This is a genomic window from Planococcus wigleyi, assembly GCF_014836985.1.
GTDB lineage: Bacteria > Bacillota > Bacilli > Bacillales_A > Planococcaceae > Planococcus > Planococcus notacanthi.
Map to the genome: position 1 here is coordinate 85,767 of NZ_JACSPU010000002.1, position 23,183 is coordinate 108,949.

A 23,183-nucleotide genomic window follows, 5' to 3' on the forward strand; every position below is an offset into this window, starting at 1 on the left:
ATGCCTCACCCTTGCTGTGTCAACGAAAATTGCTCAATTGAATAAAAGCGGTATCGAATTTGTAAACAGTGAAATAAAGCGGGCAACAAGTTAAAATAAGCAACCAAAAACGAAAACTGGTTCAGATGGGTGTATACTAATAGAATGATTAAAAAGTGTGTGTGTTTGGAGGGAAATGGATGTTCAGTGATATTGCAGTAGAAGAATTGATTCCGTTAAGTGAAAAGAACAAAATGGTCCTGATCGATGTAAGGTCGCCATCTGAATATAAAAATTTCTCGATTCCCGGCAGCATCAACATTCCTTTTTTTGACGATGCCGAACGGGCGGAAATTGGCACTCTCTATAAGCAAGTAAGCGTAGCGGCAGCGAAAGAGCGAGGCCTTGCTATTATATCTGCTAAACTTCCAGAGTTTGTGAAGCAATTTAAACAAGTCGAAGGCAATAAAACGGTATTTTGCTGGCGCGGCGGTATGCGCAGCCGGACAACAGCCACGCTCCTGTCATTGATGGATGTTCATGTCAGCCGGCTGGAAGGCGGTATCCGTGAATACCGGAGATGGGTTCTCAAGCAGCTTGAGCAGTCTGAAGCGCCTTTTAAGGCATATGTACTGAACGGCCTGACCGGAACCGGCAAAACCCGAATTCTGAAAGCGCTGGAAGAGCAGGGCTATCCGGTTATCGATCTGGAAGGATTGGCTAACCATAAAGGTTCGATTTTTGGGCACATTGGCGTTGAACCCCATAACCAGAAAGTATTCGATTCCTTATTTGTCCAGCAATTTCGGGAACTGGAAAAAGCACCGTTTGTTCTATTTGAAGCTGAAAGTTCACGGATCGGCAAGGTAGTCATCCCCAATTGGGTGATGGAACTGAAAGCCAACAGCATCCAGCTCATCATAGACATGCCGATGGAAGAAAGAATCAAAGAAATCATCGAAGATTATCGTCCTGAAGAATATCAGGATGAGTGCATCGCCGCTTTCCAACGCATCAAAACCCGGATGCCACAGGATGTCTCGAAACAGATTGAAGAGGATCTGGAAACAGGTGAATTTGCTTCTGCTGTGCGTCTGTTGCTGGAGTTTTATTACGATTCCCGCTACAAGCACACCGGCCTTCAATATCCGGACCAGCAAAAGAAAGTACTTCAGGTCCGTAACCTGGAAGAAGCGATCGAAGCGATAAAAGAGCAGATTCCCGAACCTGAAAAGTCTTCGGTAAGCTGAGTCCTATCAAAATTGTAAGCGGGCTGTCCCATAAGGTCATGAAAAATGGCTTTTAGTGGGCAGCCCTTTTTTGCATACAAAAAAGGGCGAATGTCCATTTCGACGGACGCTTTCCGCGGGCACGGCCTCAGCCGGTTGCACCGTCTTCACCACGCGCTGTTCCCGCAGGAGTCGCCGTCTCCATTTCCATCTGCCAGAAAGCATCCGCCTAGCGCGCAGAATCTGGTTAAAAATAACGAAATTTATAATCATGCGCTAAAGCATATAAGTATTTTTTAGGTGAATCACAAGTGCAAACTAAAAGTAAGCTGAGTTGATTCACTCCAGGCAGTCAGTGATAATGAAGAGAGCAGCAAAATTCTACAACTGTTTCCGGTATTCGGGCATATACAGGAAGGAACTGGCCTTATGAACTTCTCACTTAATGAAACAAAAATAAAAAAATTATGCGGTCAGGCTGCTTTCAAAAAGGGCCGGGCTTTTATTCAGGCAGGCAAAATCCAGTTATCGCCGGATCCGAATGAAGATCGGCTGATGAAAGGGGTCGTCAGCGGACGCAATGAATTTTACGTCAGCGTTAAACAGGAAGCAGACGGGGAAATCCTGGCTTCCTGCAGCTGTCCGCCAGTCGGGTTTGTGTCGACTTATTGCCATCATATTGCCGGCGTCTTGTTGGCGATTGAGGACATGCAGCAGCGTGAGAATCCGGCTATGAAAATGCTCAATCTATTCACGCGGCAAACAGCCGGCACAAAAGGAAGACGGCAGTATTTCGACAAACGGCAAACCCTTCAAATTGAATTCAGCATCCTGCCGGTTTTAATGGGAAAATCGGGTTATATGCTGGGTCTGCGGATTGCTGGGGGAATAACGAACCTGGAACCGATTCGTGATATAGGAGGGTTCTTGGCTGCGGTAAGGACGGAAGAAGCGTATAGTGAATCACCGGGCTTTTCTTACGCACCACCGGACCACCGCCTTGAAGATGACACTGAAAAAGTCCTCGATTATTTGGCGAAAACCCGAATGGCCGGAGTTGGAAATCTTGAGCAAACTGATTTATTGGTGATGGCTGCATCGGATTGGGAGCGGCTATTGCCTTTAATGCAAGCCGCACCTAACGTCAAACTTATAGGGGCAGGACGAATTATCGAAGGCATCCGTATCGAAAAGGAAATGCCGCTATCTTTCCATTTCGATAAAAACCGATCAGGTGGATTTCGGCTGGATGTAGAAGGGCTGGAAGAAGTGCTGATTCTGAAGGCTTACGACATGGCAATTGCGGATGGCGCTCTATACCATTTGACTGAAGAAGATGCCAGGCGCCTTGCGGAACTGAAGGAAATGCTGCCTGGCTCAATCGACCAGCTGATCATTCCATCACAGGAAATGGATCGATTTATGGCGACGGTTGCCCCTGGGTTGGAGCGTTTAGGAAAAGTGCATATTTCAGATGCCGTAGCAGAGCGGCTGGTGGAAACCCCTCTACGCGCCAAACTGTTTCTCGACCGCATCAAACACCGGCTGCTGGCCGGAGTGGAATTCCATTACGGACATTTGGTCATCAATCCATGTGAAGAGCCGGAAGACGAATTCCGCCATTACCCGGGAGTCCGCAGACAGCGAGAGCAGGAACAGGAAATCCTGCGAATCATGAAAGACAGTGCATTTACACAAACTGAAGGCGGCTTCTACATGCAGGATGAAGAAGCGGAATACCAGTTTCTTTATCATGTCATTCCAGTACTGGAAGAATTGATGCAAATTTACGCAACGACAGCTGTGAAGCTGCGAGTCCAAAAAAATTATGGCGGCCCTAAAGTGAAAGTTGAAATCAGTGAACGCACTGATTGGCTGGAGTTCCGTTTCGACCTTCAGGATATACCGGAAGCAGAAATCAAAAAGATTCTAAAGGCATTGGAGGAAAAGCGGCCTTATTACCGCATCCCTAACGGAACGTTAATGTCTTTGGAGACGGCAGAATTCCTTGATTTAAGTGAATTTCTGCGTGAATTGGATATCACCGCAGCCAATTTTGGCAGAGAAGAGATCCGGATTCCATTGGTTCATGGGCTGCATTTGGCCGCATCATTGGATGAGGGACAGCTTCTTGATCCCGGAGCCGGCTTTGCGCACCTTCTGCAAAATTTGAATCGTCCGGAAGAGCTCGATTCAGACATACCGGAAAGTTTGAACGGTGTACTCCGCGATTACCAGGAAGCGGGTTTCCGTTGGCTCAAGCTGTTGGCCAAGTATAAATTCGGCGGAATCTTGGCTGATGACATGGGACTCGGCAAAACCTTGCAGAGCATCGCTTTCATCGTATCGATGCTGTCGGATATCCGTAAGCGTCAGCAGCCTGTGCTTGTGGTTGCGCCTTCATCGCTCGTCTATAACTGGTTGAACGAACTGACGAAGTTTGCACCAGCTGTAAAAGCCAAGGTCATCGATGGCAATAAAACACAGCGGGCATCTTTAATTAAAAACTCACAAGAGATGGATGTCATCATCACTTCCTATCCTTCCTTGCGCATGGATCAAGTACTGTATCGGGATCAACATTTTCATACGGTATTTTTTGATGAAGCACAGGCGTTTAAGAATCCTGTGACACAAACGGCGAAGGCGGTCAGAGGGATTCAGGCGGATTATCGCTTTGCGCTTACCGGTACGCCGATTGAAAATTCACTCGACGAGTTATGGTCCATTTTCAATGTGGTGTTTCCGGAGTTGTTGCCAAACCGCAGGCTGTTCAGCGAAATGAGACGTGACAGCATCAAAAAGCGGGTGCGGCCATTCATTCTGCGCCGCATCAAGACGGAGGTTTTAACGGAACTTCCGGATAAAGTAGAGACAATCCAATTTTCAGATCTTCAGAAAGAGCAGAAGAAATTATACGCGGCTTATTTAGCAGAGTTGAAACAGGATGCACTGAAACATTTGAACAAAGACAGCTTCCAAAAGAACCGCATCCGAATTTTAGCCGGATTGACCAGGCTGCGCCAACTATGTTGCCATCCCGCATTATTTGTGGAAGGTTATGAAGGAGGTTCCGCCAAATTTGATCAGTTGATGGAGATTGTAGAGGAATGCCGTCTTTCCGGAAGGCGTGTGCTGGTATTTTCGCAATTTACTCAAATGCTGGGCCTCATCGGTCACCAGTTGGCGAAAGAGGGCGTGCCTTATTTTTACCTGGATGGCCAAACGCCGCCTATGGAGCGGGTGGACTTATGCAGCCGCTTCAATGAAGGGGAAGGCGATTTGTTTTTGATTTCCCTGAAAGCCGGAGGGACAGGCCTGAATCTGACGGGCGCTGACACAGTCATTCTTTACGATTTGTGGTGGAATCCGGCTGTCGAACAGCAAGCTGCTGACCGGGCACATCGCATGGGACAGAAAAAGGAAGTGCAAGTGGTTCGGCTTGTCGCGAAAGGCACCATCGAAGAAAAGATCAATGAGTTGCAGATGAAAAAGAAAAACCTGATCGATGATGTCATCCAGTCAGGAGAAGAACCGCTGAAAGCCATGTCAGCTGATGATATCCGGGAAATTTTGACGATGTAATCCTATGAGTGTTGCTTATTTATGCCGTTTCAACGGTCAGTGTTATGAAAAATCCCCGCTGACCGAATTTTTTATGGATTCAACTAAAGAGCTTCTTCGAAAAGGAATTATTGTGTGGGTTTTGGTAAAATGGTTGAAAGAGAGCCGAGGTGTTGATATGGATCCGAAAAGCATGCTGGAAAAAGTGAAAAACCGGGTTCCTGATGTACTAGGGAATAAGGATTTTTCTAAATACGCCATTCTTTTGCCCCTTATCGAAAAAGAGGGAGAAATTCATGTCCTCTTTGAAGTCCGTTCATACGATTTAAGAAACCAGCCAGGCGAGATTTGTTTTCCAGGCGGCAAAATCGATTTCCAGGATCAGACCGAAGAAGACACGGCGGTCCGGGAAACGATTGAAGAACTGGGAATAAAAAGAGAAGAAATTTCGAATATCTTTCCATTGGACTACATCGTTTCGCCTTTTGGCATGATTGTCTACACATTTGCCGGCATTATCGATCCTGAAGCCGAATTCAGCCCGAATCCGCCGGAAGTAGATAGCATCTTTACGGTGCCGCTGTCTTTTTTCCTGGAAAAAGAACCGAAAGTGTACAGCATCAACTTTGATATCCAGCCGGAAGAAAGCTTTCCCTATGATTTGATTGCCGGAGGAGAAAATTACAATTGGCGGACGCGCCAGGTTGATGAGTTTTTTTATATTTATGACGACAAAGTTATTTGGGGATTGACCGCAAAAATACTTGCCCACTTTATTGAGATCATTCGCTGAATGGTCTTTTTGTTTTGGAAGAAAACGGGTCTTTTATCGTAATTTTTGAATTATGGCTGCCGAAGCTTTTAAAGGGCGGCAAGAACGTGTATAATTATTCATATTACTGATAATTATAATTATTTTCACAAAAGGAGTCCTGACGATGACTACATATCAGCTTGAGGTTATTGAAAATACCAGCAAAAAAGAAAAACCAGTGAAAGATCAAGTACCATTCGGGACTACGTTCACAGATCATATGTATATCTTGGAATACGAAACTGAAAAAGGCTGGTATGATCCAAAAATCGTTCCGTACGGCCCGATCAGCCTGGATCCGGCAGCGATGATTTTCCATTATGGCCAAACAGTCTTTGAAGGAATGAAAGCTTACCGTACAGAAGATGGCCGTATTTTATTGTTCCGTCCGGAAAAGAACTTTGAGCGTCTGAATCTTTCAAGCGAGCGCTTGAGCATTCCGCCAATTGATGAACAACAAGCTTTGGAGCATTTGACGCAATTGATCAAGCTTGAAAAGGAATGGGTACCGAAAACACCCGGAACTTCCCTGTATATCCGCCCTTATATCATTTCAACAGACGCCAACCTGGCAGTCGGACCGTCTCAAACCTATAAATACATGGTGATCTTGTCACCGGTCGGATCTTACTTCCCAGGTGGCCTTCAGCCGGTTGTCATCCATGTGGAAGACAAGTTCACCCGTGCTGTAAAAGGCGGCACCGGTATGGCCAAAACCGCCGGAAACTATTCATCGGGTTACCAGGCTCAAGCGAATGCCAAGAAAGAAGGCAACGCGGATGTCCTGTGGCTGGACGGCGTCGAGAAAAAATACATTGAAGAAGTCGGCAGCATGAACATTTTCTTCAAGATCAACGGCGAAGTGGTGACGCCTGAATTGAACGGCAGTATCTTGAAAGGCATCACGCGCATGTCCATTATCGAGTTGCTTGGCACATGGGGAATTAACGTAACAGAAAAACGCATTTCCATTGATGAACTGTATGAAGCCTATGAAGCAGGCCAAGTAGAGGAAGTCTTCGGCACCGGAACAGCTGCTGTTATTTCTCCGGTTGGAGAATTAAACTGGAAAGGCCAAAAAATGATCATCAACAACCATGAAATCGGTGAACTGTCGCAAAAACTATATGACACGATCACAGGCATCCAGACTGGGAAAGTTGAAGATACACTCGGTTGGACCGTAGAAGTAAAATAACAGCGAAAAAGTAAATCTGAAGCCCGTCGCTGCCCGGTTATCCTTCGTGATAACTTGGCAACGACGGGCTTTTCATTGCGTTGAGCCAACAGCGATTCATAAATTAATGAAAATCAGCACATCATTGAAGAAAGACTGGAAGTATTATGATATGGTAGAAAACAGCAATTTACCCTTGAGCGGGGAATCCAAACTTGGATCGACCTGCTTATTTTGACGGGAAAAGGAGTGTGTAAAGCAGTGAAAAGCATAACCGGTTTAAAGCGCGTCCATTTTATATTGCTGATGGGCGCATTAACATCCTTGATTCCGTTCACGATTGATATGTATTTGCCGGCATTTCCAATCTTAGCCGACGTCTATGAGACGAATGCCACTTCTGTTCAATTGAGCTTGACCGCTTGTCTGCTTGGGCTGGCACTCGGCCAATTGATCGCTGGCGCACTCAGTGATATGCAGGGGAGACGCAAGCCGTTGCTGATTTCCCTGGTTGCTTATGCAATAGCGTCGGTAGCGTGCATTTTTGCTCCCAACATTTACATATTTATTCTCTTGCGCTTTGTACAGGGATTTGCGGCTTCAGGCGGGCTGGTTATTTCCCGGGCAATCGTACGGGATGTCAGCAGTGGAGCGGAATTGACCAGGTTGTTCGCTTTACTGATGGTCGTAAACAACCTGGTGCCATTACTGGCGCCTTCTGTCGGCAGCGGAGTGCTGTTGTTTGCCGACTGGCGCGGGATTTTCCTGGTGCTGACCGTATTGGGGATCGTCTTGCTGCTGATTTCGGCTTTCCGCTTAAAGGAAAGTCTCCCTCCCGAAAAGCGCGTCCCGAGCAACTTAAAATCGACGTTCAGCAATTTCGCGGGAATTCTGAAGAACCGCCAGTTTACCGGTTACGCATTGGCGCAAGGCTTTCTGATCGGAGGTGTTTTCGCCTATGTGTCTGGAACGCCTTTCATCTATCAAAATATTTACGGCGTTTCACCTCAGGTGTTCAGCCTGTTGTTCGGTATGAATGGCATCGGTTTGATTATCGGAAGTTACGCTGTCGGCCGGTTCTCGCATGTCTGGTCTGAGAAACGCTTCCTGGAAACAGCTCTATACAGCGCAACTGCCGCTGGTGCGGTTCTGCTGGCTGTTGTGGTACTGGAAGGGCCTTTGTGGGCCGTTGTCATTCCGATTTTCTTTTTCGTCATGTCGATCGGTGTGGTCGGAACGGCCGCATTCACACTCGCTATGGAAAGCCAGGGCCATGTAGCAGGAAGTGCTTCTGCGCTATTGGGGCTGTTGCCTTTCGTTTTAGGGGCTGCGACAGCTCCACTTGTAGGGATTGCTGGAGAAAATACCGCAGTGCCAATGGGACTCGTCATTTTCTCTATGTGTGCCATCGCCTTATTGGCCTATCTCCTATTGGCGAAAAATTCAACTTCAACGACTTGAACTCACGAAAGCCCAGAGATTTCTGGGCTTTTTGTAATGCGTTTAAATGCCTATTTTTAGGAATTTACAGAAGCTAAACATAAGCTTCATGAAGGCTTAATATTCAGGCCCTACACTGAACTTGTTCATCAAATGACTGGAGGGAAAAAAATGATACATAGAAACTTGAAAATGAAAGTACTTCCGATTGCTTTAGCTTCAGCAGTAGCTTTAACAGGAGTAAGCTCCTTCTCGTTATCAGCAGAAGCGCATGGCCCCGGCAACAATCAAGGAAAAGCTCCCGAGCACAGTCAAGGGAAGGGCAAAGGCGGCCATAAAAAAGATAAAGTAAAAAACGTCATTTTCCTGATCGGTGATGGTGTTGGGACATCGTATACATCTGCTCACCGGTATTTGAATGACGATCCTTCTACTAAGATGGTCGAAGCTATGTCGTTTGATCCGTATTTGGTTGGACAGCAATCGACTTATCCGGAAGATCCGGCGCAAAACATCACCGATTCAGCTTCAGCGGCAACAGCCATGTCTGCCGGCATCAAAACGTATAACAACGCCATTGCTGTCGATAACGATGAAAGTGAAGTGAAAACAGTCCTCGAGGCAGCCAAAGAAAAAGGCAAAGCGACAGGATTGGTTGCAACTTCTGAAATCACGCACGCCACACCGGCATCATTCGGTGCACATGATATTGCCCGGAAAAATATGAACGCTATTGCCGACGATTATTACGATGAATTGATCAATGGCGAGCATAAAGTCGATGTATTGCTGGGTGGAGGCGTCGATTTATTCGATCGTCCGGACCGTAACCTTACGGAAGAGTTCCAGAAAGACGGCTATAGCTACGTGACAGACCGCGACGAATTGCTGAGCAACGATGCAGAGCAGGTACTTGGGTTGTTTGCGCCGGCTGGCCTTCCGAAACTGATTGACCGTGATGACAGCACGCCATCATTGGCGGAAATGACAACGTCTGCAATCGACCGATTGTCTGAAGATGAAGACGGCTTCTTCCTGATGGTCGAGGGAAGCCAAGTAGATTGGGCAGGGCATGACAATGACATTGTGGCTGCTATGAGTGAGATGGAAGACTATGATCGAGCATTCCAGGAAGCGATCAAATTTGCTGAAGAAGACGGCAATACATTGGTCGTCGCGACTGCCGACCATTCGACTGGCGGCTTCTCCATTGGCGCAGACGGCATCTACAACTGGTTCGCTGAGCCGATCAAAGCAGCAAAGCGCACTCCGGATTTCATGGCTGAACAAATCGTCAGCGGAGCGGATGCAGAAGCAACTTTAAAGGAGTTTATCGACCTTGAACTGACAACTGATGAAATTGCTGCTGTGAAAAAAGCAGCGGCTGGCGGCAAGTATACGGATGTCGACAATGCCATTGAAAAGATTTTCGATAAGCGCTCGCATACCGGCTGGACAACTGGCGGCCACACTGGGGAAGATGTTCCGGTTTATGCATACGGCCCCGCAAGCGATAAATTTGCTGGACAGCTCGACAATACCGATCACGCAAAAATCATCTTTGATTTGCTGAAAGCGAAAGTGGAGATCAACGATAAATAATGTTCTTGAAATAAAGGATGGAATGGGGAACTGACATGAAAAAAACCGTTTATTTATTGGCGCTCTCCGCGCTATTGCTGGGAGGATGTTCAGAATCGGATGATTCGACAATGATCGCTTCGGCAGCCGATCAGACAAACGATATTCCGGGTTATTATGATGGTTATGTTCTGAGCCCGCAGGTGACAGATGACCGTCTGCTGCAGGAAACCGGCCAAAACAAGCGGGATGCCAAAGGAGAGGCAACAGTGAAGGCGGTGAACATGGACAGTGAAACCTATAAGGCGGGTCCGGTGGAGCTGATTGTGGCAGAATCGAAAATCCTTCAGCTCGAACCGGATTATAGCCTGATTGATTTTTTTCATTCCTATACACATGAACAGGAATTTGAAGTCGTGAAGATGTTTGTGGAAATCACCAATACCTCCGATGAACCTATCCATTTTGCACCGGTAGCGTTACTCGAAACTGCTGAAGAAGAATTGAAGCTGTGGGAAGATGATATTTATCTGGAAGAATTGAATGGTGAATTGGCTCCAGGTGAAACCAAGACAGGCAATGTCGGATTTATTATCGAAAAAGGTGGAATTGAATCGATAAATATCACCACCAGTGATGTCTTCGACAGCAAGGACAAACAAATCGCCAAAGCAGTAGAATTCAATACGCAGTTCGAATAATATCGGATTTTTGTAAAATTTTTTTAGAAAAAAAGTAATTATTAAAGTTTGGCAGGCTCTATTCCAGAGCCTGTTTTTCTATTTTTAAAATTGACGGAAAATAAAGAAAATATGTTTTTAAACAGATTGGAACAGTGTATGATAGAAGCAATTAAAACGGACGGAATAGGAAATTTCTTTACTAAAAGGAGAGGTTCGCCATGAAGCTGGTGGAACTGTATATCAGGGAAGTAACAAGAAGGCTGCCGGAAAAAAAGCGTGCTGAAGTTGAAGAAGAGCTGCGGACGATTATTGCGGAGAAGCTGCCGGTTGACTGCATGGAACAGGATGTGAAAAATATGCTTGCCGAATTGGGCCATCCAGCAGTTTTGGCGAGCCGATATGCGGATCGGCCCATGTATTTGATCGGTCCAAGGTATTATGATCTTTATCTTCAGCTGTTGAAGCTTGTCTTGCCGATTGCCATCACTGTAACGACCATTGTCATTTTGATTGTCACGATTGTTTCAGGGGCAGGAGAGGAACCGGTCTTCACCATCATCGGAGAATTGATTGGACGAATCATTTCCGGAATCATCAATGCAGTGGTTCAAGCGGTCTTCTGGCTGACACTGGTTTTGGCATTTGTGGAACGCGCAGAGCATTCGAAATCGCAAAGGCCGTTGGGATTGAATTTTGAAGAATGGACACCGGATGACTTAAGGGAATTCCCAGAGCGTCCGCACATTTCCAAAGAAAAACGGATTCCCCGAAGCCAAATATTCGGCAGCCTGATTTGGACGGCTATTTGGACGACCGTTTATTTTAATGCAGATAAGCTGCTTGGAATTTACCAGCAAGGGCGGCAAGGCGGACTGGAATTTACCACACCCATCTTCAATCAGGCTGTTCTTGTTTCCTATTGGCCCCTGATTATCCTGGTCGTCGTACTGGAAATCACTTTGGCAGTCTATCAATGGCGGGCTGTACAATGGACCAATAAACTGGCGCTGTTCAATGCTTTTGTCCAAACGACTTCCGTATTGGTATTTGTTCTGGTATTCACCAATTCCAATTTAGTCAATGAAGCATTCCGCCAATGGCTTACTGATCTCTTTGGCGGGACGGCCTTCCTTACTTGGCTTATTGGCAGTATTTTAGTGGTGGTCATCATTTCTTCTGCTATAGATGCCATTCAAGGCATCCGAAAAGCCAGGATCCGTTCCCGATAGCAGTGGGCTGCACTGAATTCAACCACAAGGAAATCAACGATGGCGCAGGGAACTTTTCCCTGCGTTTTTTTGATGGAACAACCAAGGACTTTAATAAAGACATAATGATTTTGTAAACGCATTCTTTAATATACTATTCAATTCTTATGAAAATATTCCTAGTAAACGCCGATAAATAAGGGAATGTAAATTATTTTGATGAAAAATAGTTATTTTACAGTAAATTTGTTTTTTTCTAAATATTATGTTTATATATTTAAAAAACATGGTATCATAATTTATGCTTTTAACCACGACATCAGGAGGAACGTTCATATGATTACATTTTTTGCTGCTTTGGCATTACTTATTTTAGGATATGTTTTTTATTCGAAATTTATTGAGCGTGTTTTTGGCGTCGATGACAATACACCAACTCCGGCCTATGCCAAAACAGACAAACTGGATTATATGCCAATGAGCTGGTGGAAAGGCAATCTGATCCAACTGTTGAATATCGCTGGCCTTGGTCCGATTTATGGAGCAGTTGCCGGAGCGTTATATGGTCCAGTCGCTTTTGTCTGGATTGTGCTTGGCTCTATTTTCGCAGGAGGCGTGCATGATTACTTTTCGGGCGTCATGTCCATGCGCCATGGCGGTGCCCAATTTCCGACATTGGTAGGGAAGTACCTGGGTAAGAACGCCAAAGTATTTATCAATGGCCTGTCTTTAGTTTTGATGCTGCTGGTGACTGCAGCGTTTACTGCAGGACCTGCCCAGTTAATTGCCCAAATTACGCCAATTAACTTTATGACTGCTTTAATCATCATTTTCTTCTACTTTATCCTGGCGACGATTTTGCCGATAAATAAAATAATTGGCCGTATTTACCCCCTGTTGGGCGCCATTTTATTGTTTATGGCGGTAGCTGTAGCGGTAGCATTGGTCTTCTCGGGAAAACCGATGCCAAACTTGACATTTGCCAACCTGCATCCGGGTGATCTGCCGATTTGGCCATTGCTGATGGTGACCATTTCATGTGGCGCCATATCAGGATTTCACTCTACACAAAGCCCGATCATTGCACGCACGATGAAAAAAGAAACCGATGGCCGAAAGATTTTTTATGGTGCTATGATCATTGAGGGAGTTATCGCCTTAATATGGGCAGCAGCGGGCATGACATTCTTCAATGGTACGGAAGGCTTGGGAGCAGCGCTTGCTGCTGGAGGGCCATCAGGCGTTGTCAACGAAATCTCCATTTCCCTATTGGGTACGATGGGTGGACTGCTGGCGATTTTCGGTGTCATCATCCTGCCTGTAACGACTGGTGATACGGCGTTACGGTCTTCACGAATGATCTTGACGGACATCCTTTCGAAATTTGTAAACATGGAAGGCAAAGTGAAGGTCCTGCTGGTGACGATTCCACTGGCGATTCCAACCTTCTATATGGCAACAATCGATTATACTTTCTTGTGGAGATATGTCGGCTGGACGAATCAGCTGGTGGCGACATTCATGTTGTGGACAGCTGCAGTTTACCTGATGAAGAACTATAAGTTCCACTGGGTGGCTGGAGTGCCTGCCATGTTCATGACCGCCGTAGTCTCTATGTATATCTTCTATGCACCGGAAGGCTTGAACATGGATTATCAAATTTCCGCCATTATTGGCGCCTGCATCACTTTGGTGGTGTTGCTATGGTATGTGGCACAAATTATCAAATACAGAAGCTTGAAACAGCTAGAGGCGGATTATCGCCCACTATAACCAAAACTCCCACAGGGCCTGGCTCTGTGGGAGTTTTTCTGTCTATGAGGGAATCATGTGAACATAGAATTTATTTACAGTATAGTAAAATAAGAAGCATTTTTGATATTCAAGGAGGAGAAATGGATGGTTGCATTGATAAAAGGACAAAAAGTGGATTTAACGAAAACACATCCACGCTTGAAGAATTTAAAGATTGGATTAGGATGGAATGTCAGCCAGACGGCTTCATCGATTGATTTGGATGCAGTGGCGTTGCTTGTGGATGCGGAAGGCAAAGTCGCTGGAAAAGAACATCTGGTCTACTACAATAACCTGTCGGACACAGCCTCTGCGGTCAAGCTTACAAACGATAATCAGACAGGAGCTGGGGATGGAGACGACGAACAAATCACTGTTCAATTGGATAAAATTCCAGGCGGAATCAAGAAAATTGCCGTAGCGATCAGTATTTATGAAGGAAAGGCAAAAAAACAGGATTTTGGCCAGGTGGCAAATGCTTATGTCCGGATTGAAGACGCCGACAGCCAAAAAGAATTGTGCCGTTACGATTTGGGCAGGGACTTCAACCAGGACCTGACGTTATTGACAGGAGAAGTGTATTTGCATAATGGAGAATGGAAGTTTTCCGCGATCGGCCAAAGCGTTTCCGGTGATCTTGGGGAACTGTGCAGGCAATTCAATCTGGAGCTGCCAGCGGAAGCATTCCTGAAAAAGGCTCAGGCTGTGAAAACAGAGACACCGAGCGCTAAATCTGCTCCGGTGAACTTAAAAAAAGTGGAGCTTAAAAAGACCGGCGACAAAATCAATTTGAACAAAACCGAATCGCCTTTAGGTGAAATAGTGGTTAATTTAAATTGGACGCAAAAAACGGGCGGAGGATTTTTGTCATCGGTTCTCAACGCCGGCAAATCAGTGGATTTGGATTTGGGCTGTCTGTTTGAGTTGGAGGATGGTTCCAAGGGTGCTGTCCAGGCGTTAGGCAATGCTTTTGGAAACTTGAAGCAACAGCCCTATATCGCGCTTGACCATGACGATCGGACAGGTACGTCCAAAAGTGGAGAAAACCTTCGCATTAATGGAGATCAGCTCAAGAAATTCAAACGTATACTGGTTTATGCTTTTATCTATGAAGGAGCGGCGAATTGGGCAGAAGTGGACGGGGTAGTGACTTTGAAGCAAAAAAATGGCCCGGACGTCGAAGTCCGCTTGGATGAACACCGCAAAGGCAAGCGGATGTGCGCCATCGCTTTGATCGAAAATGAGAAAAACCAAACCTTGAGCGTCAAGAAAGTGGTCGAGTACTTTGCCGGCCACAGGGAAGTGGACAAAGCTTTTAATTGGGGCATGACCTGGAGCGCAGGATCTAAATAAAAAGGGGAAAAGAGCATGGAACCATTCCATGCTCTTTTGTTTTGGCCGAAATCGTTCTGATTTGTCGGACTGATCGCGGGTTAATTTAAATAATTGCTTGTTGAATCCTGCTGTAAAAAGATCAGTGAAACCTTGTTTAAACTCTCTGCTTGTCTTTCAGTCGGCCCGTTCCGTCAAAAGTGCCGTTTGCGGATGGTGGGATTTGTGATAGACTGGCATTTCAACTTAAAATTAAAATTTTCAATTTAGTTTGAATAAATAATCCTTTTGAGTTCTTAAAGCTTGTTGCATAAGGAAATAAGAGATTTAAACTTTCATTAAAGTGAATAAATATTCAACTTTGTTGCATATTTAGATTGAGGAAATGTATTTATAGAGGAAAAAACATTTTATAACATTGACTTAAAATGCAAAACAGTGCATAATAACTCTATTAAATAGATTCGGGAAAGAAATGTTGGAAACAATGTCACGGAGGCAAGGTTCTTCCGTTTTTAGATGAAATGGAAGAATTTTTTTTATTTATCAAAATCGGGTGGTGACTGCACGTGGAGAAGAAAAGAATTGTTGTGAAGATTGGCAGCAGTTCATTGACAGATGAACGTGGCAAGCTGTCGATTGAAAAATTACGTGAGCACGTGGATGCGCTGGCTCGCTTAAAAGAATATGGGCACGAAGTCATTCTGATATCGTCGGGAGCAGTGGCGGCAGGGTGCACAAGCATGGGTTATTTATCGCGCCCTGATACGGTGGTCGATAAGCAATCAGCCGCCGCGGTCGGACAAAGCCTGTTGTTGCAGGCTTATGCTGATGAATGCAAAAAACATGAGATCGTGGCAGCTCAGCTGCTGTTGACGAAAGATTTGTATAAAAATGCCAATGCGACCATTTCAAAATTACTGGAAAGAAACGTCATGCCGATTATCAATGAAAATGACTCTGTTTCTGTAAAAGAGCTGACATTTGGAGACAATGATATGCTGTCGGCATTGGTCAGCGGGCTTGTCCATGCGGACTTCCTAGTGATTCTGACAGATATTAACGGCATTTATCAAGACAACCCAAGAACCAACCCACAGGCTCAAAAATATCTCCATCTTCAGGAAATCCCCGATGAATTAATAGAAGCTACCTCCTCGGAAGGCTCTGAAGTCGGAACAGGGGGCATGAAGTCAAAAGTTGAAGCCGCAAGAACGGCTTTGGCTTTAGGCGTCCAAGTGTTCATCGGTTCCGGGACAGGCAGCGAAAAGTTAGTCGACATTTTCCAGGGCAGAGGCGACGGAACCTACATCGGTGTCAAAACAGAACTGAGTGTTTAAGCAAAGGGAAATCGAAAGGGGCATCAGGAATGACCGAACTTCTACAGGAACAGCAAACTGAAAGCGAACTTCTCCAAAAGGCTAAGCAAGCGAAACAAGCTGCAGCCACATTGGCGAAATTGACGACCAAGCAAAAAAATAACGCCTTGCGTTTGATTTCAGCTCAATTGCTGGAAGAACAGGTCTATATCTTGGAAGAAAACAGCAAGGATGTTGAACAAGGACGCCAAAACAGAATGAGTGACTCCTTGGTCGACCGTCTTCAACTGGATCAATCCCGCTTGAAAGACATGGCGGATGCGCTGGTTCAATTGACAAAGCTGGCAGATCCCATAGGAGAAGTGCTGGAAAAATGGGAACGGCCAAACGGTTTGACGATGTCTAAAATCCGCGTGCCTTTGGGCGTTGTCGGAATGATTTATGAAGCGCGTCCGAATGTCACGGTTGATGCGTCCAGCTTATGTCTGAAAACCGGGAATTCTATCGTGCTGCGCGGCAGCTCCACAGCAATCCACTCCAATAAAGCCATTGTTGCCGTTATTCATCGGGCACTCCAGAAAAGTGAAGTTCCAGTCGAATCCGTGCAATTATTGGAAGATACGAGCAGAGAAGCAGCTTCCCATATGTTTAAATTGAATCAATACCTGGATGTCCTCATCCCGCGAGGCGGTGCAAAACTCATTCAGACGGTCGTCCAAAACTCCACGGTTCCCGTCTTGGAAACAGGTGCAGGAAACTGCCATATATATATTGATGAGACAGCGGATATAAAAATGGCGATTGAGATTGCGTTGAATGCCAAAACGCAGCGCCCTTCAGTGTGCAACTCCTGCGAAAGCATTTTGGTCCACAAAACTTGGGCAGACAAGCATTTAGCGGAGTTGTTTTCCGCTTTGCAGAACAAGCAGGTTGAAATCCATGGGGATGAGTCTATCCAACAACTCTCTCCTACGGTCATACCTGCAGAAAATGCAGATTGGGGAACGGAATACTTGGGTCTGGAAGTGGCAATGAAGACGGTCACTGGTGTGGATGAAGCGATTCAGCACATCAATACTTACGGAACCAAGCATTCTGAAGCGATCATTTCTTCCAATTCTGCAAATGTCGATCAATTCTTCATGGAAATTGATGCAGCAGCAGTCTACCATAACGCTTCTACGCGCTTCACAGACGGCTTTGAATTTGGGTTTGGCGCCGAGATTGGCATCAGTACACAAAAGCTTCATGCGCGGGGGCCTATGGGCTTGCCTGCATTAACTTCAACAAAATACATCATCCGCGGCAGCGGCCAGATAAAGTAAACTATAGAAAAAAGACCGGAGGCATTTGCTTCCGGTCTTTTTTGTGTCAGGCCTGTGCTTTTGTTCGGTTATGCTTCCACATCAGGTAACGGTAGCGGACAGTGCAGCCGATGCAATAGCCCATCAATGCAACTCCTGCTGCAAGTATGACCATAATGCTGAAGGCATAAGCAGCCAGTTGGATGCCTAAAGAGAAGAAAAGGAGTGACAGCCCCAGGCAAATCGTTGCAATCCATTGATTGAACAATTGCTGGTCTTTGTCTTCCTGCTGGTAGCTCGCTGACGGCTTTTTCAGAAAGCGGCGGCTAAAGTGGATGACAGGATTTTTCTTGGTGATCAATGTATAGGCTCCAACCGCAAACGGCAACAGCAAAATGGCTGGATGGAACAACAATGCTGCCAATACGGTGACGACGATGAAAGCTTGGTTTATTTGGACAAGGGGTTTGGGAATGGTCATGAACTCTCCTCCTTCAATTAAAACTTATTATACCTAGTAAATTACTAGGAACAAACCTAATTGCTCAGAAAGAGAGTCATTCGATTCGTTTTCTACATCAGCTGGGTAATGAACAATGTAGCCATGCCAAAATAGATCAATAAGGACAAGATGTCATTGATTGTCGTAATTAGCGGACCGGAAGCCACAGCCGGGTCAATATTGAATCGATAAAGAATCAAGGGAATGATTGTTCCGGCTAAGGTCCCGATAATCAAAGTCATCAGTAGCGAACCGCCGACCACAATGCCCAGCACAAAATTGCCTTGCCATACATAAGCAATCAATAAAATGAGAACAGAGCAGATGGCTCCGATGATGATGCCGACCCATAATTCCCTGATGACCAGCTGGACGGTCTGTTTAAAATTCAGCTTCTGGGAAGCCAATCCACGGACCACAACGGACAGCGACTGCGTACCCGTATTTCCGGTCATGCCGGCAATCATCGGCATAAAGAACGTCAGCGCTACAACAGTCTGAAGCGTTTCTTCGAATCGGCTGATGATGCCGCCGGAAAACAAGCCGATAAACAACAGGAGAATCAGCCAAGGCAGACGGCGATAAGCCGCAATCAAAGCAGGCGTATTAAAGTCGATTGACTTACCGGAAGCCGACAATTTTTCAATGTCTTCATTCGCTTCCTGCATGACGACATCGATGACATCGTCCACCGTGATGACCCCGGCAAGCGTATTGTCTTTTTCAACAATCGGCAACGTGACGAAATCATAGCGGCTGATCAATTGGGCGGCCTCTTCCTGGTCGGTCAGGACGTCGGCTTTGATGACGCGGTTGTACATGACTTCTTCGATTTTGTCCTCAAGGTTTCCAAGAATCAAATCCTTATAAGAAAGAACGCCAAGCAGCTTTTTGTCTTCGTCCACTACATAGAGGTAGTTGAGGTATTCCGCTAATTCGGCAAATTGCTTGATCTTATCGATAGCTTGCCGAATCGTGTAATGCCGTGGAATCCATACATAGCGGTTATTCATTAAGCGTCCCGCTGTTTCAGGTGGATACGTCATCGTATTGTGGACAAACCGGGAGTCGTCCTGATTGATCTGCGACAACAGCTCTTCAATGCGTTCCGGTTCCAAGTCGGCCAGCAACAAAGCCAAGTCGTCGTTGTCCATACGATCGAGGACCTTTGCCGATTTTTCTATACCCAGCTTATGAAGAATATCAATTTGTTCATTTTTCGGAAGTTCCTGCATCAGTTCCGTCAGTTGGCGGATCGTCAAATAGAGGAGAAACTTATTGCGGTGTTTGTCCGGCAGATGCCGGTACTGGATCGCCATATCATACGGCTGGAGCTCATCCAGGATGTCCTGGAATTCAATTATTTTTCCTTCTTTCATGGCCTTGATCAACGCCAATGTAATTTCGTCTTCAAGCAATGCTACAGTCATGGGGCTCACTCCTTCTATGCGGAAAATCCAGAAACTCTATTGTTGATTATTGCCTTAAATGCATGATTTGAAAAGGGGAGAAAAAAAGATAGCAGAATTGAATTAATTGACATATAATAATGAAAATCTGAAAAGGCAAACTTCACCGAAAGGGAAGGACGCAAAGCCATGAGCCTAACCGTTGAAAAATGCAAGGTTGTCAGGTTGCCTGGGTCTCGTTCTGTGAGCCACGGCCAGCAGAATGGGAGGAATAGAGATATGAAAAAATTAATGATGGCAGGTGTGTGGTTATTGTTTATGCTGACACAAACCGGTTTTCAGGCTCAAGCGGCTGAAGTGGATGTCAAAGCCACTTGGTTGTGGAATCCGTGGATGATCTACGAAGATGAAGCGGGTACGATCGCTTTTCTCGAAAGCAAAAATGTAAACAAAGTATATGTCCAGATTGATGCGGATATTCCGGCTGGTGTATACCAGAGCTTCATCGAAAAAGCTGGAGCTGCGGGCATGGCCATTTACGCGTTGGATGGAGCGCCTGACTGGGTGGCAGCAAAAGGATTTACCAAACAGGACCGGTTGATGTCTTGGTTGTCAGCCTATCAACAAAAGGCTGCCTTGACGCAGAAGTTCGCCGGTGTCCATTTGGATGTGGAACCTTATTTATACAGCGGTTGGAACACCAATCGTGCAGCAACAGTCAAAGCTTATCAAGCCTTGCTGATGAAAGCCGTATCCAGCACAAACGCGTTGAACTTGCCTCTGGAAGCCGATCTTCCTTTCTGGTTCGACGAAATTCCATATAAAAACACTTACGGTAGTGGCATACTTGCCGAATGGGTCATCGCCAATACGCACAGTGTCACGCTTATGGCTTACCGGGACTCAGCAACCATGATAACAGAACTGGTAAGAAATGAAGTGGCCTATGGAGTGAAATACGGAAAAACGGTTGTGGTGGGAGTTGAAACAGGCCAAACCGATGAAGGTGAAGCTATCTCCTTCTATGAAGAAGGCGAGGCTTTCATGAACAATGAGTTAGCTGCTGTTTCTTCTCATTATGCCTTTTCCAAAGGCTTTGGAGGAATCGCAGTTCATCACGTGGACAGCTGGAAGACGATGGCTCCGTAAAAATTAGTCCACAACGATTTCTTTATTTTCCTAACAAGGAAACAGCAGACTCAGTTTAAATAGCTGAATCTGCTGTTTTTTTCGTAGAGTTAAGTCAAGTGAAATATGGTACACTATCCATAAATTATGAAACAATAAGGTTTTTAATAGAAATATTTTACTTTAAAAAAGATGCCTTCAAAAAAGGGGACTGGCAAATGATTGAGTTATTTATATGGGCGGTTTTGGGTTTATTGGGAATTCAATTGCTGATTTTAGCTCTGCTGATCGGTTGGAAAAGAAGGAATTTAGCTGATGAAAATGTAATAGAAGAAGCGTTAGCTGCGTTAAAACCACAATTTCGAGAATATATAGAAGGGGCCAGAGAAATAGAACCTGCGCTCCCGCCTGAAAAAAAACATCGTTTTAAATTGATGGAAACGATGTTGGATGAGTTTTCAGCTGAAGAATTTCCGGAAATGCAGTTCTCAAAAATTCATAGATTAGCGGAAAAGTATTTGGCAGAGCATTACCGGCTTATTTTGAAAAAAGGCCAATGGGCAGAGCGTGTCAACGCGTTGTATTTTATTGAAGACTTCCGGCTTTTTTCGTTGAAAGAAGATGTCTATCAGCATTTTCTGAGAATCAATAAGCGTGACGAAGAGTATCGCCAGTGCATCCGCGTCTGCGCTACACTGCAGGAAGCTCGGCTGATGGATGTCGCTATTGAAAACAAGAGCTTGTCATTCGGAATGATCAAAGAATTGCTGCACCGGCTGGAAGATGATTTATTGAAGGTGACAGCGGAACGGATGCAGGCTAAAGAGGATATTTCCGAGAACATGCTTAATGCCTTTATTACATTCAGTGGGGAACGCCGGATGGCCCTGTTATTTCCTTTTGTCGAACAGAAGTTGCGCGATGAACGAAAGGAAGTGCGTCTGAAAGCCATGAGCAGCCTATGCCATTACGGAGAAATGGCGGATCCGTCAATTCTTTTGGAATTTTATGATTCAGAGCATTGGCAAGAACGGATGTATGCGGCAAAACTGACGGGTGCCTGCCGTTTTGAGCAGTACAAACAAAACCTGGTTGATCTGCTGTCGGATAATGTCTGGTGGGTCCGCTTTGCAGGTGCTGAGAATATAAAAGTCTTTCAAGGCGGCAATGCCATCCTTGAGCAGGTCTCAATCGAACACACGGATGCCTATGCACGAGATATTGCCAAACATATGCTGACAAGAGAAGGCGGGGAGCTCGCATGAGTGGAACTGGAATTACAGTAGTCATTGAAATCATTTCCTGGGCAATAATAGCTTATATGTTGGCTGCCGGCGCGATTTACTTGATTCTTTTCTTTGTCGCTAGCCCAAAGATAAGCAAAGAGAAGAAATTGAACCGCCAGGAGCAGATAGAAGAACTGTCGATCAATAAAGATACGTACCCTATTTCTATTCTGGTCCCTGCTTACAATGAAGAAGCAGGTGTGGTCAGCACTGTCCGATCATTATTGAACCTGAACTATCCTCAGTATGAAATCATCGTAGTGAATGATGGTTCCACAGACAGAACCAGTGAAAAAGTGCTTGCCCAATTTGGAATGGAGCCGATTGAACTGGCGATCCGGACATATTTTAAAACAGGGGAGATCAAGCGGGCTTATCGATCGACACTTCACCCCAATCTTTTTCTAATCGAAAAAGAAAATGGCGGGAAGGCAGATGCTTTGAATGCAGGCGTCAATTTCTCGAGATATCCGTACTTTGCGGCGATTGACGGAGATTCCATTTTGGAACAGGACGCCTTGCTGAAAACCATGAAACCGATTGTGGATTCGAGTGGCCTGGTCACAGCTACAGGCGGGACTGTGAGAATTGCCAATGGCTGCAAAATAAACCGGGGTGTCATCGAACAGGTGGCGTTGCCTAAAAAACCGCTGGAAATCATGCAGATTATCGAATACTTCCGCGCGTTTCTTATTGGGCGCCTCGGTTTTAGCCGGGTCAATATCCTGCTGATCATTTCAGGCGCGTTTGGCGTCTTTGAAAAAAGCCGTGTCATCAAAGTGGGTGGCTACAAAACAGATACGGTCGGGGAAGACATGGAACTCATTGTCCGATTGCACCGTTCCATCAAAGATGAAAAGTCGAAACAACGGATCGAATACATCCAGGACCCTGTTTGCTGGACAGAAGCACCCAGTACTGTGGCTTCCCTGCGGGCGCAACGGATCCGCTGGCAACGAGGTCTGGCGGAAACGCTGTGGACTCACCGGGGAATGATGTTCAATCCGAAGTACAGAGGGATTGGTTTGTTTTCGATGCCTTATTATGTGTTTATTGAATTGTTGAGTGCAGTTTTTGAAGTGATGGGGTATTTTATCATTATCGGCGGCTTTGCGTTCTCCTTCATTGAAACCGACATTGCGGTAGTGATGCTGCTGGTGATGGTCCTGTATGGTTCCTTGCTGTCCGCGCTTGCTGTGCTGCTGGAGGAATGGACCTATCACAAGTATCCGACCGTCAAAAGCATTCTTGTGCTTTATATTTATGCATTGACTGAGACATTCTGGTACCGCATCCTAATGAACTTTTGGCGTGTACAGGGTCTGTTCTACGCTTTCAAGAAAAAATCAGTATGGGGAGACATGGAGCGAAAAGGTGTGTTCTCTGATGAAGAACCAGAAGAAGGAAGCCTGTAAAAGGCTTCCTTCTTCTGGT

General features: G+C 45.6%; 17 protein-coding genes and 1 riboswitch. Of the genes, 15 read left to right on the forward strand and 2 right to left on the reverse strand.

What is annotated here, in order from left to right; genetic code table 11:
• Positions 1 to 179: 179 nt before the first annotated feature.
• From mnmH to H9630_RS05975, 12 genes are all read left to right on the forward strand, one after another.
• Positions 180 to 1,229, forward strand: coding sequence for a tRNA 2-selenouridine(34) synthase MnmH (gene mnmH, locus H9630_RS05920; protein WP_191714591.1), 1,050 nt, complete (start codon positions 180 to 182; stop codon positions 1,227 to 1,229).
• Between the two features lie 408 nt (positions 1,230 to 1,637).
• Positions 1,638 to 4,793: a DEAD/DEAH box helicase gene (locus H9630_RS05925; RefSeq protein ID WP_191714592.1), complete on the forward strand. Its 3,156-nt coding sequence runs from the start codon at positions 1,638 to 1,640 to the stop codon at positions 4,791 to 4,793.
• Positions 4,794 to 4,950: 157 nt separating this feature from the next.
• On the forward strand, positions 4,951 to 5,565 hold the full coding sequence (locus H9630_RS05930; protein ID WP_191715066.1) for an NUDIX hydrolase: 615 nt from the start codon (positions 4,951 to 4,953) through the stop codon (positions 5,563 to 5,565).
• 145 nt (positions 5,566 to 5,710) lie between these two features.
• On the forward strand, positions 5,711 to 6,784 hold the full coding sequence (locus H9630_RS05935; RefSeq protein WP_191714593.1) for a branched-chain amino acid aminotransferase: 1,074 nt from the start codon (positions 5,711 to 5,713) through the stop codon (positions 6,782 to 6,784).
• 240 nt (positions 6,785 to 7,024) lie between these two features.
• On the forward strand, positions 7,025 to 8,224 hold the full coding sequence (locus tag H9630_RS05940; protein WP_191714594.1) for a multidrug effflux MFS transporter: 1,200 nt from the start codon (positions 7,025 to 7,027) through the stop codon (positions 8,222 to 8,224).
• Positions 8,225 to 8,374: 150 nt separating this feature from the next.
• Positions 8,375 to 9,805: an alkaline phosphatase gene (locus tag H9630_RS05945; protein ID WP_191714595.1), complete on the forward strand. Its 1,431-nt coding sequence runs from the start codon at positions 8,375 to 8,377 to the stop codon at positions 9,803 to 9,805.
• A gap of 35 nt (positions 9,806 to 9,840) precedes the next feature.
• Positions 9,841 to 10,485 (forward strand): hypothetical protein, encoded by a 645-nt coding sequence (locus H9630_RS05950; protein WP_191714596.1) that lies wholly within the window; start codon positions 9,841 to 9,843, stop codon positions 10,483 to 10,485.
• A 200-nt stretch (positions 10,486 to 10,685) separates the two neighbouring features.
• The gene (locus H9630_RS05955) at positions 10,686 to 11,696 is read left to right on the forward strand and encodes a hypothetical protein (protein WP_191714597.1); all 1,011 of its coding nucleotides are present in this window, start codon (positions 10,686 to 10,688) and stop codon (positions 11,694 to 11,696) included.
• 315 nt (positions 11,697 to 12,011) lie between these two features.
• Positions 12,012 to 13,448, forward strand: coding sequence for a carbon starvation CstA family protein (locus H9630_RS05960; RefSeq protein WP_191714598.1), 1,437 nt, complete (start codon positions 12,012 to 12,014; stop codon positions 13,446 to 13,448).
• A 126-nt stretch (positions 13,449 to 13,574) separates the two neighbouring features.
• On the forward strand, positions 13,575 to 14,822 hold the full coding sequence (locus tag H9630_RS05965) for a TerD family protein (protein ID WP_191714599.1): 1,248 nt from the start codon (positions 13,575 to 13,577) through the stop codon (positions 14,820 to 14,822).
• Between the two features lie 548 nt (positions 14,823 to 15,370).
• A complete protein-coding gene (gene proB / locus H9630_RS05970) occupies positions 15,371 to 16,141 on the forward strand; it encodes a glutamate 5-kinase (RefSeq protein WP_191714600.1) in 771 nt (256 codons plus the stop codon).
• 29 nt (positions 16,142 to 16,170) lie between these two features.
• A complete protein-coding gene (locus tag H9630_RS05975) occupies positions 16,171 to 17,445 on the forward strand; it encodes a glutamate-5-semialdehyde dehydrogenase (RefSeq protein WP_191714601.1) in 1,275 nt (424 codons plus the stop codon).
• A gap of 46 nt (positions 17,446 to 17,491) precedes the next feature.
• Here the strand turns inward: H9630_RS05975 and H9630_RS05980 are convergent, their stop codons facing one another.
• Positions 17,492 to 17,905 (reverse strand): DUF4395 domain-containing protein, encoded by a 414-nt coding sequence (locus H9630_RS05980; RefSeq protein WP_191714602.1) that lies wholly within the window; start codon positions 17,903 to 17,905, stop codon positions 17,492 to 17,494.
• Positions 17,906 to 17,997: 92 nt separating this feature from the next.
• A complete protein-coding gene (mgtE, locus tag H9630_RS05985) occupies positions 17,998 to 19,356 on the reverse strand; it encodes a magnesium transporter (RefSeq protein ID WP_191714603.1) in 1,359 nt (452 codons plus the stop codon).
• Between the two features lie 124 nt (positions 19,357 to 19,480).
• Positions 19,481 to 19,568: riboswitch (cyclic di-GMP riboswitch) on the forward strand.
• 46 nt (positions 19,569 to 19,614) lie between these two features.
• Between mgtE and H9630_RS05990 the strand changes: the two genes are divergently transcribed.
• The 3 genes from H9630_RS05990 (at position 19,615) to H9630_RS06000 (ending at position 23,164) form a co-directional block, all read left to right on the forward strand.
• A complete protein-coding gene (locus tag H9630_RS05990) occupies positions 19,615 to 20,484 on the forward strand; it encodes an amidase (RefSeq protein ID WP_191714604.1) in 870 nt (289 codons plus the stop codon).
• A 197-nt stretch (positions 20,485 to 20,681) separates the two neighbouring features.
• The gene (locus H9630_RS05995; protein ID WP_191714605.1) at positions 20,682 to 21,728 is read left to right on the forward strand and encodes a HEAT repeat domain-containing protein; all 1,047 of its coding nucleotides are present in this window, start codon (positions 20,682 to 20,684) and stop codon (positions 21,726 to 21,728) included.
• The gene (locus H9630_RS06000; protein WP_191714606.1) at positions 21,725 to 23,164 is read left to right on the forward strand and encodes a glycosyltransferase; all 1,440 of its coding nucleotides are present in this window, start codon (positions 21,725 to 21,727) and stop codon (positions 23,162 to 23,164) included. Before H9630_RS05995 ends, H9630_RS06000 begins: the two co-directional genes overlap by 4 nt.
• The last annotated feature ends 19 nt before the right edge of the window (positions 23,165 to 23,183 follow it).